Below are 15,942 nucleotides of genomic sequence, written 5' to 3' on the forward strand. Positions count from 1 at the left end.
CGCTATGACAAGACATAGAATCTTTGCCGCTATTGTTGCGCTGCTATCCGCCGGCTGGATCGCTCCGCTGCTTCTCGGCGTAAACGCATATCTGTCGTTCTGGCAGGCCGAGGGCTGGCCATTGCTACGGGGAGAAGAGCCTATGAACTCATTCCCGTTCCTGAGTTTCTCAGCCCAGTGCATCCGGGTAGCGCTAGTTTGGTTCGGGTTTGTTGTATTTTTCTGGTCATACATGGGCTACAATTATGCAGGGACAACCGGTCGCAAAAATCAGGTGCGAAAGTCAAACTTGTGCGACTGACTTTTGCGACACGTCGCGGCCCGGATTCCGGGTCGCTGCGGACGTGGCGCAGGTTTCAGATTTCCGCGACCCCTGCTATCGAGAGCGATCCTTACAAAAAGGTTACCGCACTACTCAAAGTGTCCCGTTTCCAGAAGATCGCATAGCCGCTAACGTAGGATTTCGCCCTCTCCCGCAAACGACCCCATATTGGGTAATCCTGCCCTTACGACATCTTCCGGCGCGTAGCCCACCAGCACAATAGAGACCCCGCGGTGATCATAAACACACCGACGAAAAATTCGATACCCGGTCGAATTCCAAGCCATAAGCACGTCAATACCGCTGCAAGGACAGGTGTGAAATAAGACGCGGTTGCGAGGAGTGAAATGTTTCCATGACATACGCCTCGGTTCCAGCACGCATAAGCCGCCGCAGACATGGCACCAAAAACCACGATTTGCACAAGACCGTTCCAATGAAGGACAAGTGCGGGTCCATCGCTGATCGTATATTTCGTCCAAAGCACAGCTGCGGTAACAAGAAAATATAACGGCACAGCGCTTCTACCATTATCAAAATGGCGCGTAACAACGGAATACAACCCCCAAAGCAATGCAGCAGCGAATGCATAGATATAAGCCAACGGATTGTCTTGAAGGTTATGGAGAATGATGTTCAGAGATAGCTCGTTGTCACCTTTCATAATCCAGCTGATACCCATCAGGCAGAAAACCAATGCAATACCGAGGAGCCATGAGCCACGCTGTTGCCCCGTCAAAACAGCAAACAGAATTGTAACACTGGGCCAAAGATAGTTTATCATGCCCAATTCCAATGCCTGATCGCGGTTGTGCGCAAGCCCTATGGCCAATGCCAGCGAAATCTCATAAGCAACGAAAAGAAACCCACAATACCAGATTCCCGGGCTTTTCAGATCCCTTAACTTTGGAAGACCTAGTACGAGACCGCCAAGGATACCACTTGTTGTATAGATCAGGGCAGCACCCGCCACAGGTCCAAAAATTTCTGACACACTGCGAATGAACCCTATCGCTACACTCCAGAGAGGAATGGCAATCATGCCAATCAGTGTCGAGAGCTGAGTCTCATTTGATACTTCGTCAAGCGTAGTGAGATTTGTCATTTCGTGTAATCGCATTTGGCTGCACATATCAACCCGCGTTGAGACACGGATTAGATCTGCAGAACTATCTGAATTCAGTTTTCGTTTTGTGGGATTGCCAAGAGCAAGGCACGCCACTTTTCAAGTGGGCCGAAATCTCTGTATGGCGGGTGTTTTATGCGCGGTCTGAACGGCACTCCAGAAAATGATTGTCAGCCGCTATAGCGTTTTAATCAAACAAAGTGTCGTTTATTTTCGTCCGTAAGCGCGTCCTTTTTCATGTTTCACAGCTTTGTGAAAATGCAGACAGCATAACATTACACCTGAGCCACCATTGTCAGCTCACTGTTGCACATTCAGCAACATAAACGCAATAACACCCAAAAAGGCTGGAGTTTGTCAAAGATGTCCGCGATCAAAATACTGACCGCGAATTCTACGCCCTCGGCTATTCGAACGGCGCGCGAGTTCTGGCGTCTATGCTGTTTGACGATCCGCGTTTGTTCGACCGTGCAACATTGATGTTTCCGCTAATCCCTTGGAAGCTGAACCCACAACCTGCATTATCCGGCAAATACATTCTGATAACTGCGGGTGAGCATGATCCAATTTCTCCGCTGAAGCTTTCACAATCCGTGATCGGCTCGTTTCAAGCACATGGTGCGAATGTGGAAGCGCTGATTGCTCCAGATGGACATGAAATCTGCCCTGTTGAATGGGAGAACCTACGGAATTTTCTTCAATGAACCAGGGATTTAAGATCAACCTCTGCTTTAATGGATTGGATTAAATAAGTAGCGGCTTTATCAAGCCGCTACCTTGTCGCTTCAAATCTGACTGGAGGTTATCAAATCCGAACGAACGATCAGACTAGAACGAACGCTGGAAGCGAACCATACCCTGCCAGGCCTTTTCGCCTTTGAGCTCAGAGCGGTCGTCCGACCACTTGGTGTAGGAAATTTCTGGCGTTACAGTGAAGCCCGGCACCAAAGTGTAAGCTACGTTTGCAGTGGCGGCGAAACGTCCGGCATCTTCATAAGCTGCTTGAACGTTGATCGTTGCCTGCTTGGTTGCCTTAAACTTGGCACCACCCCAAACAGCCCAGTCACCTCCCCAAGTACCGTAGAAGCTGTCGATGCGACGAACTCCACGCCAGCTGCCATCGGCAAAGCGCTGTGTAACCGTGTAATTGTCATCATTCGACTTGTAAGCGCCCTGCACCCAGACCGAGAACTGCTCGGTTACGTTCACGTCGAGACGAACCTTGCCAGCCCACTCTTCGTTGAGTGCGTCATAAGCCGCAACACCAGCAATCGAACCCCATGACTGAGCGAATTTCAAGCCACCAACAACATGTGGCGTGTAATCATCGATCGTAACGTTGACGTCGGAATCGCCGTTACCACCCTGTTCGAGAGCGATTACAGCCGAGAAACCATTGCCACCCTTGAAGCTGTAGCTGATGGCATTGGTACGCGTACCGCCAGCCAGAATAACGTCGTCGTTCATGACGTCGCCGAGATAGCCGGTGAAGGTGACGAACTTCGATTCATCGAGACCAAGGCGAAGACCGCCGAGTTCGATATATGCAAAGCGGAGCTGTCCGCTCGCACCGTTTTCACCGTTGTTCCAATCGTAACGCGCATCGGCATAGGTCTTAAGTGTACCCAGATCCGTTTCCGATGCAGTGGAGAAACGAAGCTCAAAGCGAGACTTCATGTCATAAGTATCGCGTTCCAATTGCGAAAGACGCTTGGCGTAGACGTTATCGCCCCCTTTAACGTCATAACGAAGATAGCCGTGAATGCGCAGGCAGGTTTCCGTGCCTGGGATGTAGAAGTAGCCTGCACCGTATGCATCACATACGCGGACATACTCAACGGCTTCTGGCTCTGGTGCAACGATCGCGTCAGCGGCCTGTGCTACCGATGCAAACGAAAATACTGCAGCCGAAGCGCAGAGAAAATTCTTAACCCTCATAAAATAACTCCATAAGCGAGGTGTGTGACGCGAGCGCTTATAGAATACAAACGGACTAAATCAATAAATTTAATATGTATTTTTCGTGAAATTATTTGTTGTTATCATTTCTAATATTTCACAAATCTGTCTTAGTGAGAATAGTTCTATTATTTATTGAACCGAATCATTTAATATACTTGATACCTGACTCTAGTATCCCATTGGATCGGCTAGCTAGCATAGTTTGATGACAGAAATTTAACGCCCGCAGCTGTCTGGACCTATGCTGCCAGCGGGAAACCTCGTTCAACAATCATAAACATTATTGATCGTCGTGCTTGGCAGAGCGCCTATGCCTCCGAGGAATATGTATGAGAGAGGTTGAGCTAAAACGTTCTAACGAGTATCAGGACTCGTTCTATATTTCATTTTAATACTGATAAGGCGCATATGGTATGAACCCAGAATTTATCGTCACTCACTCTGGGGGCTTTCATGCCGACGAGTTGATGTCGAGTGTAATACTCACCAGGCTTTTTCCCGATGCACAGCTTATTCGCAGCAGAGACCGTCATTGGATTACGCCAAACGTGGACCGTATCATTTACGATGTTGGTGGTCTCTATGACGCTGAAGAGCGTATTTACGATCACCACCAGCGCGGCGCACCCCGTCGAGAAGATGGTCAGCCCTACAGTTCATTTGGCCTGATCTGGAAGCATTATGGGCGCGACTATCTTGTCGCGGCCAACATTCCCGATACAGATGTGGAAGTTATTCATGCGTCTTTCGACCAAAGTTTCGTGCTTCCAGTTGATCTCGTGGATAATGGCGAACTCAGCCCTTCAATTGCTGGACCACTCGCTGGGCTGACTCTGCCCACGTTGTTAGAAACGCTCAAGCCCGTCTTTGATGAAACAAGCCCCGAAGCCGACGATCAGGCATTTCAACACGCTTTGATCATAGCGCGCAGTTTTGTCGAAGCAAAAATCGCAGGAATTGCAGCGAAATTGCGGGCTGAGACCATTGTGCAAAATGCAATTGAAGCTGCAGGCGAAAATCGGGTGCTGGAACTACCGCTCGGAATGCCTTTCCGGTCTGCAATCGTCAAAGCTGGTGCCGATCATCTGCTGTTTGTCGTTCATCCCAGAAACAACGATTGGTGTCTGACGGGCATCCGTAAATCGGGCGATGGGTTTGAATTAAGGGCTGACCTTCCTGCAGCTTGGGCTGGGTTAACGAACGGCGATCTGGAAGCAGCATGTGGTATTGAAGGTGCGAGCTTCTGCCACAATGGTCGATTTATCGCTGCCGCACGCACCAGAGAAGCTGCAATTGCGATGGCTGATATCGCCGTTCAGGAAGCTTTGGGCGATCAGTTAGAGCGCGTTTCGATCTGATTGGATCAGATCGGCGCTCTAATTATCTGTTTCAACGCGCATCTTTGTGCGAAAACCGTTTCACACTTTTCGGGATGCGCTCTAGGACAATAGTTTTTGATCGCGATTAAAAAAGAGGCTCGAGAGAGCCTCTTTTGGCATCTACATGGATAATATGAAGGTTGGTTATTCCTTCACGGCTCCAGTCATGGACGAGACGTAATAGTCGACAAAGAATGAATAGAGAATGACAACCGGCAGCGACCCGAACAACGCACCGGCCATAAGCGCTCCCCATTCAAAGATATCGCCACGCACAAGTTCTGTCAGCACGCCAACAGGAACGGTCTTGTTTTCTGAAGACTGAATAAATGTCAGTGCATAGATGAACTCGTTCCACGAAAGAGTGAAGGCGAATATACCTGCCGAAATCAGTCCTGGAACCGCAAGAGGCAGAATAATCCTCCGCAAAATTTGCCAGCGACTTGCACCATCAACGAGTGCACTTTCTTCCAGCTCAAATGGAATCGAGCGGAAGTATCCCATCAGCAACCAGGTGCAGAATGGGATAAGAAAGGTCGGATAAGTAAAAATGAGAGCCAAACGAGAGTCATAGATCCCAAGTTTGAAGACGATAAATGCCAGCGGAATGAACAGGATTGATGGTGGAACGAGATAAGCCAGAAAGATCAGCAAGCCTACCGAGCGCGAGCCGGTAAAGCGGATACGTTCAATCGCATAGGCGCTTAGAACTGATGTCACCAGTGATATGAACGTTGCACATGTCGCAACGAGCATCGTATTCCATAACCAGCCCGGATATGACGTCTCAAACAACAGATACTTGATGTGTTCGAATGTGGCATCGACCACCCAGAATGGGCTGTAATTGTCATAATCTGTGAGCTGTGAATTTGGCTTAACTGCAGTGATTGCCATCCAGTAAAATGGAAAGAGCAGCACGAAAATAAACAGCGCAATTGGTATATAGATTGTCACCACTCTTCTGGGAAGCCTGTTGAGATAAGACATACCCTGGGTGTCATCAGTAACCATATTGATCGCCTGATCCTTGGCTTTCATGATTTTCTCCATTCTCAATCACCCCCGCCCTGTTGCCATTTGCGACGTTGCAAACCGAAGAAAGAGAACATGATTGCGGCGAGCAAAAACGGTATCATTGCAACCGCAATCGCAGCACCCTCGCCTAACTGACCGCCCGGAATTGCACGCTGAAATGATAGGGTGGCCATGAGATGCGTCGCATTCACCGGTCCGCCCTTAGTCAAAACGTAGATGAGCTGAAAATCAGTGAATGTGAACAGCACGGAAAACGTCATCACCACAGCGATGATCGGTGTCAGCATCGGTAATGTCACATGCCTAAAACGCTGCCAGCTGGATGCACCGTCAAGGGAAGCTGCTTCCTGCAAGGATGCTGGAATGGTCTGCAGACCTGCAAGGAGAGAGATCGCCACGAAAGGAATGCCGCGCCAGACATTGGCTGCAATGACAGACAATCGTGCATTGGTTGGATCGCCCAGAAAATTGATGGGCTGGTCAATCAGGCCGATCTGCATGAGCGACCAGGATATAATGGAAAACTGTGCGTCGTAGATCCACCAGAATGCGAGTGCTGAAAGTACGGTTGGCACCACCCACGGCAACAGTACAATTGCGCGGAAGAAGGACTTGATCGGTAGATTTTCGTTCAGAAGCAGCGCAAGCCAAAGGCCCAGACCAAACTTGAGAACAGAAGCGACAAATGTGTAGAGAACAGTGTTGAACACCGAGAGCCAGAAAACACTGTCGTCCCAGAGAAACTCATAATTCTCAAGGCCAATAAAAATGCCGTCGCGTCCAATTTTGGTGTCGGTGAAGCCCAGCCAAACCCCCAGACCAAGCGGATAGGTAAGGAAGCACAGCAGAAAAACTGCTGCAGGCAGCATGAACAAAAATCCAAGCATATCGCGATTGTTGCTCAGGCGCGGTCGGGCGGGACTTTGCTGGGCGGCGTCACTCCCAGAGCCTTTTGTATTCGTCATCGTCATGGATTGCACCTCCAGAACACTAGAGCATTTCTGGTTGAAGTTCGATCATTAGAAGTGCTCTATCTCACTGTTTTTGCATACATCTTGTTCCGAAAACCGCTGCGCACTTTTGCCGGACATGCTCTATGCGAAGCGGAGGCGCAGGATTTCACCTACGCCTCAAGAGTATGTCAATCACACGCGATAATATCTGTTCGCTCGCTTTTCAGCGCTTGCCATCGCCTCCTCTGGAGTTTCCGCTCCTGTGACTGCAGAGGCAAACATATCGACCAGAACGTAGTCAGCCATTACCGCCGCTGACGCATATCCCAGTGGGCCTGCATACCCATTCGGCCGCAGGGTTTCCGATGCTCGGGCATAAGGCGCATGGATGGGATTCTCCGTCCAGACCGGATTGTTTGCGAACGCCTTAAGTGGTTGGCAGCAATAGGCGCTCGACCCCTTGATCCATGCATTCATCTGGTCAGCTTCCATCATGAACTTAAGGTAAGCTTTTGCGGCTTCTGGATATTTCGTATGCTTGAACACGAGCAAGGAACTGGTCTGATGCAATTCAACGCTCTTCCCGACAGGTCCAATTGGGAAGTTTGTACTGCGCATATCCTCAGCAATTTCAGCAAGCTTCGGGTCATTCTTCGCAGCGTAATAGATCGAAACACCGTTCGCAGTTAATGAAACCTGCCCCGCAAGAAACGCGCGATTGTTATTGATGTCCAGCCAGCTTTCCGTACCTGGAATAAATGTGGCGTAGAGCTCTTTTGCATAATTCAATGCAGCCAGTGTTTCAGGCGAATTGATAGTGACTTCGCCCTTTTCATTCACCATTTGTGCGCCATGGCTCCACAACAACCAATGGGCATAATTGTTACCATCGCCGACCGCTTTGCCATGCGGAAAGCCCGCTGGCGTGCCTTTGGCTTTCATTGCTTTGCAAAGCTCTAGGAAGCCCGCTGTGTCTTTGGGAAAATCGCTGAAGCCTGCCGCTTTCATATGGCTATCACGATAAACAATCGCATTACCAATTGCAGTCAACGGCATGGCAATGAATTTATCATCGCGTACAGCATATCCCTTGAGCCCATCATAGAAGCCGCCATACTTACCATCTAGATATGTGCCGAGTTCCGTGAGGTCTACGAGCTTGTCAGGGTATTGATGGGCATCATCAAACCAACACATGACAATGTCTGGACCAGACCCAACATTGGCTGCGACGGCTGCTTTGGGGCGAATATCTTCCCAGCTTTCCTTATCAATGCGTACTGCAACACCAGTGGCATCGCTGAATTTCTTTGTGTTAGCAAGCCAGCTCTCTTCGTCGCCCTTCACGAAAGGTGTCCAGCGCAAGAGCCGAAGACTTGCGCCTTCTTCGGGTTTATACTGAGGTTCGGCAGCAAAAGCCGGGGAATAGCCGAGGCTGGAAAGACCTGCAGCGCCAACAAGGCTTGCTGTTCCTGCAAGAAATGTTCTTCTTCTGATAGTCATTATGTTCCTCCTCCAAAGATGGGACTTCTCATTGATCACATCCGCTGTCCCAAACCACGGATGCAGAAATCTGGTGACATGCGTCGTTCCCAGAAACGGCACACCGAAGGCTCCTCTCCTTTGGTGCGCGGAATAAACTCAGGCCGACAGCCGCATTCCATCCTGTTCATCGAACAAGTGAACATTTGCTGGATCAATTGAGATTGAAATCATCTCGCCAGGGCGAACATCGACCCGTTCGCGGAAAATACAGGTATTTTCTGTTCCGCCGAAATTCACGACGATATGCGTTTCATAGCCGGTTGGTTCAATGACGACCACCGGCACCTGCATGCCCGCGCTATCAAGCCGGATATATTCAGGACGCAACCCATAAACGAGATCGCGACCGACAGCGGCTGGATAGCCGCGAGAAAGTGGCAGTCGCATACCGTCCTCAGCCACAAATACTTTTGGATCTTCAGGGGCGAGCTTTCCCTTGATCATATTCATTGCCGGCGAGCCGATAAAGCCCGCAACAAACAAATTGTTCGGATTATCATAAAGGTCCAACGGAGAACCAATCTGCTCAACGCGTCCGTCATGCATGACAACGATCTTATCAGCCATTGTCATCGCTTCAATCTGATCGTGAGTTACATAGACGGTCGTTGTCTTAAGCCTATGATGTAACTCCTTAATCTCTGCACGCATAGCCACACGGAGCTTAGCATCGAGATTGGATAAAGGCTCATCGAACAGGAACACCTGCGGATCACGAACAATCGCACGGCCCATTGCAACACGCTGGCGTTGTCCTCCGGAAAGCTGGCGCGGATATCTGTCGAGAAGATTTGTTAAACCAAGAATACCGGCCGCATAGTTCACCCGCTTGTCAATATCGGCCTGTGACGCAGAATTGAGCATCAATGAGAAAGCCATATTCTTGGCAACTGTCATATGGGGATAAAGGGCGTAGTTCTGGAACACCATAGCAATATCGCGTTCTTTGGGCGGCAGGTTATTTACTGTCCTTCCGCCAATGCGAACCTCTCCACCAGATATATTCTCCAGCCCGGCCAACATTCTCAAGAGGGTTGATTTTCCGCATCCGGAAGGGCCAACAAGGATGACGAATTCGCCATCTTCAATATCGATATTCACGCCTTTGATAACAGGAAAGGAACCGAAAGATTTCATTACCTCAGCGAACTGTACAGCTGCCATGCGTATCCTCCCAGAGTGTGATCGACGATTTATGATTTCGTGAAAAATGAAAATGCCAGTTCCTCACTTCCGACATTTACACCTTCGCTATTTCTCCCCTTTATGGTCCTTCGTTTCTTTGTGGCAGGCGTCAGTATTAACCGCGCCCAACAAGCGGCATTTTGGTTGCCATTACCGTCATGGTCAACACATTGGCGTCCAAAGGCAGGCTCGCCATATAAACCACAGCATTCGCAACATGTACCGGATCAATGATTGGTTCTGCAGTAACTGATCCATTTGCCTGAATGACACCAGTCGATATTTTCTGCGTCATATCACTTGCAGCGTTACCGATATCGATCTGCCCACAAGCAATATCAAAGTTACGGCCATCAAGTGCCGTCGACTTCGTCAGGCCAGTGATGGCGTGTTTTGTTGCTGTGTATGGAGCTGAGTTTGGGCGTGGGGTCGTCGCCGAAATTGACCCGTTATTGATGATACGACCTCCACGCGGTTCTTGAGCTTTCATAATGCGAAATGCCTGCTGTGTGCACAGAAAAACACCCGTCAGGTTAGCGCCCACAATCGCACTCCAGTCATCGAAACTTATCTCTTCCAGAGGAACACCCGGTACCAGCGTACCAGCATTATTGATGAGCAGATCCAGTCGCCCAAATTTACTTTCGATCGTATCAAACAGAGTGCGCACTGAAACAGGGTTGCTTACATCCGCTGTGAAAGCGTGGAAATGTCCACCAGTATCCGCTGCGAGTTCCTTTACAGCTTTATCGAGAACCTCGCCGCGTCTACCTGATATGACGACCTGATACCCTGCAGTGCCAAGCGCTTTCGCAATCGCGCGACCGACGCCCGTTCCCCCACCTGTCACAAGTGCAATCGGTTTATTTCCTGCAGTTAATCCGTCACTCATTACGCTCATCCCTCCTCGATTATGTTTCAAACCTGCTTATTGGCTTCATTCAAAAAGGCGCATCCATGACAGCCCATCAACGGTGGACGCTACAGGACGATATTCCGCCCCAATCGGTCGTCGATAGCCAAGCTGATCAAGCCAACTCACAATATGCATGTAGTTTAACTCACCATGGTCGGGTTCTGCCCGATCGGGAACCGAGGCTATCTGGACATGGCCAATGTGAGGTATCAAAGCTTCAAGCCGCTTACAGATATTACCTTCCATGATCTGGATATGATAACAATCAAACATGAGCTTCAGATTATCATGACCGAGCTCTTCGATGATCGATAGGCCTTGTTCGGAGGTTCTAAGAAAGTATCCCGGCGCATCGCGTTCATTTAAAGGTTCGATCAGAATAGTAATTCCGTAAATAGACGCGCGCTTGCAGGCATAGGTGAGATTACTCAAAAACGTGCGATGGGCTTCCGTTCCTTGAGTGCGTCCAGCCATGACATGTATATTGGGTACCTTAAGTTCGCTGGCATAGGCGATGGCCTGATCAATCGCAGCACGCGCTTCACTTTCGCGACCTGCAACTGCTGTAAGACCGTTATCGCCCGCTTCTATGTTGCCGCGAATGGTATTGAGACCCAACAATGGTAACCCGGTCTCGCGAAGGGCTACGGCTATGTCTCTGATATTAAAGGAATATGGCCAGTGGCATTCCACAGCATCAAAGCCAGCCTTTTTGGCTGCACGTATAGCATCAGGAAGAGGCAACTCCTGCCACAAAAAACCCAAATTGGCCGAGAACGTCGCCATACTACTCCCACTCCACATCAAATTTTTCCACGATCTGGCTGATCTGCGCATCTGTTAGGAGATTTGGTTTCAGCCCGTGGGTCAACAAAGCAAGTTTGGCCGTTTCTTCGAGTTCCTCGATCGCATAAACCGCTGCTTCCAGATCTTTCGATGCAACGACAGGGCCGTGATTTGCCAACATAACGGCACTTCGCTTACCAGCCAGCCCGCGAATTGCATCACCCGTTGCCGGATCACCCGGCAAAAAGTATGGCAAGAGCTTGACCTTGCCGAGCTTCATGATCGAATAAGCCGTTAGAGGCGGCAGCATGTTCTCAGGATCGATATTTGGTAGCATTGAAAAGGCAACAGAATGGCACGAATGCAAATGCACAACGGCCCCGGCCTTGGCACCGCGCGTTTCGTAGAATGCGGAATGAAGCGGCATTTCTTTCGTAGGACGATCACCGCCAACCAGTATCCCTGCCTCGTTGAACAGCGACAGTCTTTGAGGATCAAGCCCACCAAACGAGCTGCCTGTTGGCGTCACCAACAAGCGCCCATCGGAAAGACGCGCCGAAATATTCCCCGACGATCCACCCGTTAAACCGCGATCAAACATCGATTTTGCCAATCGGCAGATATCTTCGCGCAACCTTGCCTCTTCACTCATGCGACCTCCAGCATCTGAAGCGCTTCGGAGAAGAATGAAGCGGTTCCGAAATTTCCGGATTTAAGAGCGAGCGCGACGGTTTCATCGTTAATCGCCGCATAAGTCCAAGGAACACCGGGTGCGATTTCTTTACCCACCCTGAGCTTTGAAACTCCAAGCGACTGAGCAACAGCACCCGATGTTTCACCTCCAGCGACCACAAATCGACGTATTCCAAGTTGGAACGAAGCAAGCGCCAATTCGGCGAGAGCCTGTTCAACAACTTGCCCTGCCCGTTCAACACCAAGCTTCGACTGCGCCTCTTGAACAGAAGCGGGATCAGCGCTTGCATAAATCAGTTTCGGCTTTTCAGCGGGCTGCTCTTGAAGCCAACCGAGCGCATCCGCAGTACCTCTTTCAGCCAGAACCGTTGGGTCCAGTTGATAACTTGCTGCCTGATTGCGATAATGTTCGACCTGCTTAAGAGTCATGGCTGAGCAACTGCCTGAAAGCACAATCTGCCCCTTCTGGATTTGGGGTTCAGGTGGATTTTCAGTGTTCTTATCGATCATACCCGAATGAGCGAGAAGCGCTGGCAGTGGCATAGCAAGTGCGCTACCTCCACTTATCAATGGGAGATCAAGTGACGCTTCGGCGATAATTGAAAGATCATCATTGGCAACGGCATCAACAATAACGTGTGCGATACCCTCAGCGGCGAGTTCCTTTAACTTGGCCTTGAGAGCGTCCACTCCACGCGCGACAGTGAGCCGGTTGATCAGGCCTACTTTTCCATTAACCTGTGGCGACAATAGTCTGACCAGACTAGAGTCTCGCATCGGCGTCAAAGGATGATCTTTCATTGCGCTTTCGCTCAGCAGCGCTTCTCCCACAAAGAGATGCCCCATAAAAACATTGCGACCATTTTCTGGAAATGCGGGGCAATAGATTGTCTGGGACGTGCCTATATCGGCCATGAGTGCTTCTGAAATCGGGCCAATATTGCCTTTTTCTGTGCTGTCGAAGGTCGAACAATATTTCCAATAGAAACGTTTTGCGCCGCGAGCGCGAAGCCATGAATAAGCAGATCGCGCCTGATCAACGGCCTGACACTGAGGAATTGTACGGCATTTAAGAGCGATAATTTCGAACGCTGCGGCGTTATCTTCAGGTTCGGTTTCTGTCGGCAATCCAAGACGCAAAGAAACTGGATAGCCGCTTCGCGCCAATAGACCTGCCAGATCGGTTGCCCCCGTAAAGTCGTCAGCGATAGCGCCTAAAACGATGCTCATTGTCTAATCCGCCATTCCTGGCAAGATTACATCGCTTTTTAAGGCGAGAATCTTTGCTACAGCTGCATCATCCTGCGGTCCGAACCCAGCCTCTGCGGCCTGATTAAAGAGTTCCAGCGCTGTTTGGCTTAATGGTGTAGATCCTCCAGCATCTAAAGCTTCGGAGGTTACGATGCCCAGATCCTTAACGAAGATATTAACTGCGGAACGTGGTGTGTAATCCCCATCCACAATATGCGGCCCACGATTTTCGAACATCCACGAAGAACCAGCCGACACACGAATAACGTCGAATACTGTCTCGAGGTCCAACCCAACCTTGGCTGCGAGGGTAAGAGCTTCCGCTGCTGCCGCAATATGTACGCCGGCCAACAGCTGATTGATCATCTTGACTTTCGATCCCAATCCGGGTTCTTCACCGAGACGAAACACCTTCCCAGCAACCGCATCCAGACTGGACGCGGCAATGTCAAAGGCCGCTTTTGAGCCAGACCCCATTACAGTCATTTCGCCTGTGAGAGCCTTCTGATGGCCGCCTGAAACTGGTGCGTCTATAACCAGCATGCCAGCTGCTTGAAGGCGTGCTGCTATGTCGACTGTGACGCTCGGCGCCATAGTTGCGCACAAGAGAAAGACTGTGCCTTGAACAGCGTTTACCAACGCACCTTGGGTACCGAAAATGACATCCTTTGCCTGATCAGAATTCACGACGAAGACGAATACGACATCACTTGAACCTGCCTCGGCAGCAGTTGAAAATGCCTCGCCACCCTCGGCCTCGAAACGTTGTAAAACCTCTTGACGAACATCCACGCCTTTAACATGAAAACCCGCACGTAATAGTGACGTGGCTGCACCCCATCCCATGGAGCCAAGTCCGATTACAGTTACTGTCTTATCCGACCTCACGTCATGTCACCCTTGGTTCAATTCATCTTCAATATGAAGTTTGATGATTTCATCGAACGATGTATCCGCGACAAAGCCCAGCTCGATGGCGCGACTTGCATCAAAATCTTGCGCCCAGCCATCAACAATTCCCGCAATAAGCGGATCGTGTTCCTTACGTATAAGCGCCACGGCTTTGTCACCGGCAACTCTTCGCAATGCTTCGATCTGCTCACCAACCGTTGCTGAAAGGCCCGGCATGTTCAGAACACAGCGATGGCCGAGGCGCGCAAGATCAATCGTTGCAGCATGCAGGAGAAAACCAACTGCACGGCGAGGACTGACATGCCAATGCCTGACAGTTTCATTCACGGGCAGAGTGGCTTCTTTGCCGATGAGGGGTTCACGCAAGATATTGGAGAAGAATCCGGACGCCGCTTTATTCGGTTTTCCGGGGCGAATGCAGACCGTAGGTAGCCGGATACCAATGCCGTCCAGAAAGCCTTTGCGGGAATAATCTGCGAGCAGCAACTCACCGATTGCTTTCTGCGTTCCATAGCTTGTACGCGGCGTCAAAAAGAATTCGTCATCGATTTTCTCTGGGAAGGGCGCTCCAAAGACGGCAATCGACGATGTGAAGACCACGCGCGGTTTGTATGGATGGATTTCCCCCTGTTTGCGAATAGCTTCGAACAGATATCGTGTGCCATCAAGATTGATTGCATAACCTTTGTCGAAATCGAGCTCCGCTTCACCCGATACGATAGCTGCTAGATGAAATATGACGTCTGGCCGACCCGCAACGAGTGTGGCTGCGACTGCAGGATCGGAAATATCCGCAGCATAGGTCTCAACCTTGCCTACATATCCATCAGGGGAGGAAGGAATTATCACGTCCACCAATGTCAAAGCATCAATCTTAATTCCGTCAATACCTCCATCACGGCTGATTGCTTCGGCAAGTTTACGCCCAACCATTCCTGCCGCGCCAATAATCAAGACATGCATACAGTTTTGCCCTTCTTCATTTAATTAAATGCAGGTCGTTAGCGGTCTTTGGGGCCGCAAATCGCCCACTAATCACTACCGATTTTCAGCGGCCAGAGATTTTTTTGTAGAGACATAAATTCGTTCTTCATGCGCGGCAAAAGCTCCCATCGCTGCAACCCGGTCGCGTTTTTCCAAGGCGCTCAGGATTACCTGATGATCAGCAAAACTTCCGTCAACAGCACCCGGCTGCGCCATCGCACGACGACGATGCTCCATCATGTAAGTGTAAAGATCTGTCACAATATCAGCGAGGAGCGGGTTTCCGCATTCGCGATATATCGTTACGTGAAACTCGCGATCACAGATAAGAAAACGGACTGGATCATCCATGCAACTGGACTGTGCATCAAGAGATCGATGCAACAATTCGAGCGCCTCATCCGAGATGCGTTCAGCCGCATCACCGACGATCTTCTGCTCGACAAGCAAGCGTGCAGCGTGAACCGCATGCACATCGTAAAGATCGACATTGATGCGTGAGGTTATGCCAATAGACAGTCCCGCCAGATCAATAGTTGCCACACGCGTTCTTGCGCCTTGAGCCACTTCAAGAATACCGCGCGCTGCCAAAATTTGGATGGCACCCCGAACAGTTTGACGGCTAACTGAAAGTGCAGTCGCCAGCTCTCTTTCCCCCGGAAGTTCATCACCGACACTCAGCAATCCAGAAGCGATAAGAGCACTGATCTTGTCAGCAATCACATCCCGAATGGTACGCCGCTCAAGGTTTCGTCCGAGCCCCGCACTCTTATCGAGTAAAAGATCGTGAACAACGTTCAAGCGAGACTCCACTGATCTACTGGTTCTTCCACTAGTCCAGTTACACTCTGCGACGTATTCCTTTCTGTCAAGGCTGTGCCGCGTTCGCC

General features: G+C 50.1%; 15 protein-coding genes. 2 read left to right on the forward strand and 13 right to left on the reverse strand.

The window, feature by feature from the left end; genetic code table 11:
- Nucleotides 1–506 precede the first annotated feature (506 nt).
- Entirely contained in the window at nt 507–1,427 is a 921-nt protein-coding gene (yddG, locus tag OIV19_RS08455; RefSeq protein ID WP_264231245.1) for an aromatic amino acid DMT transporter YddG, read from the reverse strand.
- A gap of 458 nt (nt 1,428–1,885) precedes the next feature.
- Here yddG and OIV19_RS08460 point away from each other — a divergent pair, with 458 nt between their 5' ends.
- Entirely contained in the window at nt 1,886–2,152 is a 267-nt protein-coding gene (locus OIV19_RS08460; protein ID WP_264231246.1) for an alpha/beta hydrolase, read from the forward strand.
- Between the two features lie 124 nt (nt 2,153–2,276).
- Here OIV19_RS08460 and OIV19_RS08465 read toward each other — a convergent pair whose 3' ends face one another.
- Nucleotides 2,277–3,386 carry a porin gene (locus tag OIV19_RS08465; RefSeq protein ID WP_264231247.1) on the reverse strand — a complete coding sequence of 370 codons (1,110 nt, stop codon included), beginning with the start codon at nt 3,384–3,386 and terminating at the stop codon, nt 2,277–2,279.
- 437 nt (nt 3,387–3,823) lie between these two features.
- Here OIV19_RS08465 and OIV19_RS08470 point away from each other — a divergent pair, with 437 nt between their 5' ends.
- Entirely contained in the window at nt 3,824–4,768 is a 945-nt protein-coding gene (locus tag OIV19_RS08470; protein ID WP_264231248.1) for an MYG1 family protein, read from the forward strand.
- Nucleotides 4,769–4,933: 165 nt separating this feature from the next.
- Here the strand turns inward: OIV19_RS08470 and OIV19_RS08475 are convergent, their stop codons facing one another.
- The 11 genes from OIV19_RS08475 to OIV19_RS08525 form a co-directional block, all read right to left on the reverse strand.
- Entirely contained in the window at nt 4,934–5,830 is an 897-nt protein-coding gene (locus OIV19_RS08475; protein ID WP_264231249.1) for a carbohydrate ABC transporter permease, read from the reverse strand.
- Between the two features lie 14 nt (nt 5,831–5,844).
- Nucleotides 5,845–6,714 carry a carbohydrate ABC transporter permease gene (locus tag OIV19_RS08480; protein WP_244430443.1) on the reverse strand — a complete coding sequence of 290 codons (870 nt, stop codon included), beginning with the start codon at nt 6,712–6,714 and terminating at the stop codon, nt 5,845–5,847.
- A 258-nt stretch (nt 6,715–6,972) separates the two neighbouring features.
- On the reverse strand, nt 6,973–8,283 hold the full coding sequence (locus OIV19_RS08485; RefSeq protein ID WP_264231250.1) for an ABC transporter substrate-binding protein: 1,311 nt from the start codon (nt 8,281–8,283) through the stop codon (nt 6,973–6,975).
- A 138-nt stretch (nt 8,284–8,421) separates the two neighbouring features.
- Nucleotides 8,422–9,489, reverse strand: a complete 1,068-nt coding sequence (locus OIV19_RS08490; protein WP_319637592.1) for a sn-glycerol-3-phosphate ABC transporter ATP-binding protein UgpC — start codon at nt 9,487–9,489, stop codon at nt 8,422–8,424.
- A gap of 136 nt (nt 9,490–9,625) precedes the next feature.
- Complete coding sequence (locus tag OIV19_RS08495; RefSeq protein WP_264231252.1) at nt 9,626–10,402, reverse strand: SDR family oxidoreductase; 777 nt, start codon at nt 10,400–10,402, stop codon at nt 9,626–9,628.
- 45 nt (nt 10,403–10,447) lie between these two features.
- Nucleotides 10,448–11,212: a TIM barrel protein gene (locus OIV19_RS08500; protein ID WP_264231254.1), complete on the reverse strand. Its 765-nt coding sequence runs from the start codon at nt 11,210–11,212 to the stop codon at nt 10,448–10,450.
- Between the two features lies 1 nt (nt 11,213).
- Complete coding sequence (otnC, locus tag OIV19_RS08505; protein ID WP_264231255.1) at nt 11,214–11,864, reverse strand: 3-oxo-tetronate 4-phosphate decarboxylase; 651 nt, start codon at nt 11,862–11,864, stop codon at nt 11,214–11,216.
- Nucleotides 11,861–13,135 carry a 3-oxo-tetronate kinase gene (gene otnK, locus OIV19_RS08510; protein WP_264231256.1) on the reverse strand — a complete coding sequence of 425 codons (1,275 nt, stop codon included), beginning with the start codon at nt 13,133–13,135 and terminating at the stop codon, nt 11,861–11,863. The genes otnC and otnK overlap by 4 nt, the downstream gene beginning before the upstream one ends.
- Before the next feature lie 3 nt (nt 13,136–13,138).
- Nucleotides 13,139–14,044 carry an L-threonate dehydrogenase gene (gene ltnD / locus OIV19_RS08515; RefSeq protein ID WP_264231257.1) on the reverse strand — a complete coding sequence of 302 codons (906 nt, stop codon included), beginning with the start codon at nt 14,042–14,044 and terminating at the stop codon, nt 13,139–13,141.
- A 6-nt stretch (nt 14,045–14,050) separates the two neighbouring features.
- On the reverse strand, nt 14,051–15,031 hold the full coding sequence (denD, locus tag OIV19_RS08520; RefSeq protein WP_264231258.1) for a D-erythronate dehydrogenase: 981 nt from the start codon (nt 15,029–15,031) through the stop codon (nt 14,051–14,053).
- Nucleotides 15,032–15,106: 75 nt separating this feature from the next.
- Nucleotides 15,107–15,853, reverse strand: coding sequence for a FadR/GntR family transcriptional regulator (locus OIV19_RS08525; protein WP_264231259.1), 747 nt, complete (start codon nt 15,851–15,853; stop codon nt 15,107–15,109).
- Nucleotides 15,854–15,942 lie beyond the last annotated feature (89 nt).

Origin of the sequence: Brucella sp. HL-2, assembly GCF_025846885.2 — a bacterium.
Taxonomy (GTDB): Bacteria; Pseudomonadota; Alphaproteobacteria; order Rhizobiales; family Rhizobiaceae; genus Brucella; species Brucella quorumnocens.

Excerpts from the sequence above, each read along its gene's own strand:
- yddG (WP_264231245.1), bottom strand. The coding sequence starts at position 1,427 with ATGACAAATCTCACTACGCTTGACGAAGTATCAAATGAGACTCAGCTC.
- OIV19_RS08460 (WP_264231246.1), top strand. The coding sequence starts at position 1,886 with ATGCTGTTTGACGATCCGCGTTTGTTCGACCGTGCAACATTGATGTTT.
- OIV19_RS08465 (WP_264231247.1), bottom strand. The coding sequence starts at position 3,386 with ATGAGGGTTAAGAATTTTCTCTGCGCTTCGGCTGCAGTATTTTCGTTT.
- OIV19_RS08470 (WP_264231248.1), top strand. The coding sequence starts at position 3,824 with ATGAACCCAGAATTTATCGTCACTCACTCTGGGGGCTTTCATGCCGAC.
- OIV19_RS08475 (WP_264231249.1), bottom strand. The coding sequence starts at position 5,830 with ATGAAAGCCAAGGATCAGGCGATCAATATGGTTACTGATGACACCCAG.
- OIV19_RS08480 (WP_244430443.1), bottom strand. The coding sequence starts at position 6,714 with ATGCTTGGATTTTTGTTCATGCTGCCTGCAGCAGTTTTTCTGCTGTGC.
- OIV19_RS08485 (WP_264231250.1), bottom strand. The coding sequence starts at position 8,283 with ATGACTATCAGAAGAAGAACATTTCTTGCAGGAACAGCAAGCCTTGTT.
- OIV19_RS08490 (WP_319637592.1), bottom strand. The coding sequence starts at position 9,489 with ATGGCAGCTGTACAGTTCGCTGAGGTAATGAAATCTTTCGGTTCCTTT.
- OIV19_RS08495 (WP_264231252.1), bottom strand. The coding sequence starts at position 10,402 with ATGAGTGACGGATTAACTGCAGGAAATAAACCGATTGCACTTGTGACA.
- OIV19_RS08500 (WP_264231254.1), bottom strand. The coding sequence starts at position 11,212 with ATGGCGACGTTCTCGGCCAATTTGGGTTTTTTGTGGCAGGAGTTGCCT.
- otnC (WP_264231255.1), bottom strand. The coding sequence starts at position 11,864 with ATGAGTGAAGAGGCAAGGTTGCGCGAAGATATCTGCCGATTGGCAAAA.
- otnK (WP_264231256.1), bottom strand. The coding sequence starts at position 13,135 with ATGAGCATCGTTTTAGGCGCTATCGCTGACGACTTTACGGGGGCAACC.
- denD (WP_264231258.1), bottom strand. The coding sequence starts at position 15,031 with ATGCATGTCTTGATTATTGGCGCGGCAGGAATGGTTGGGCGTAAACTT.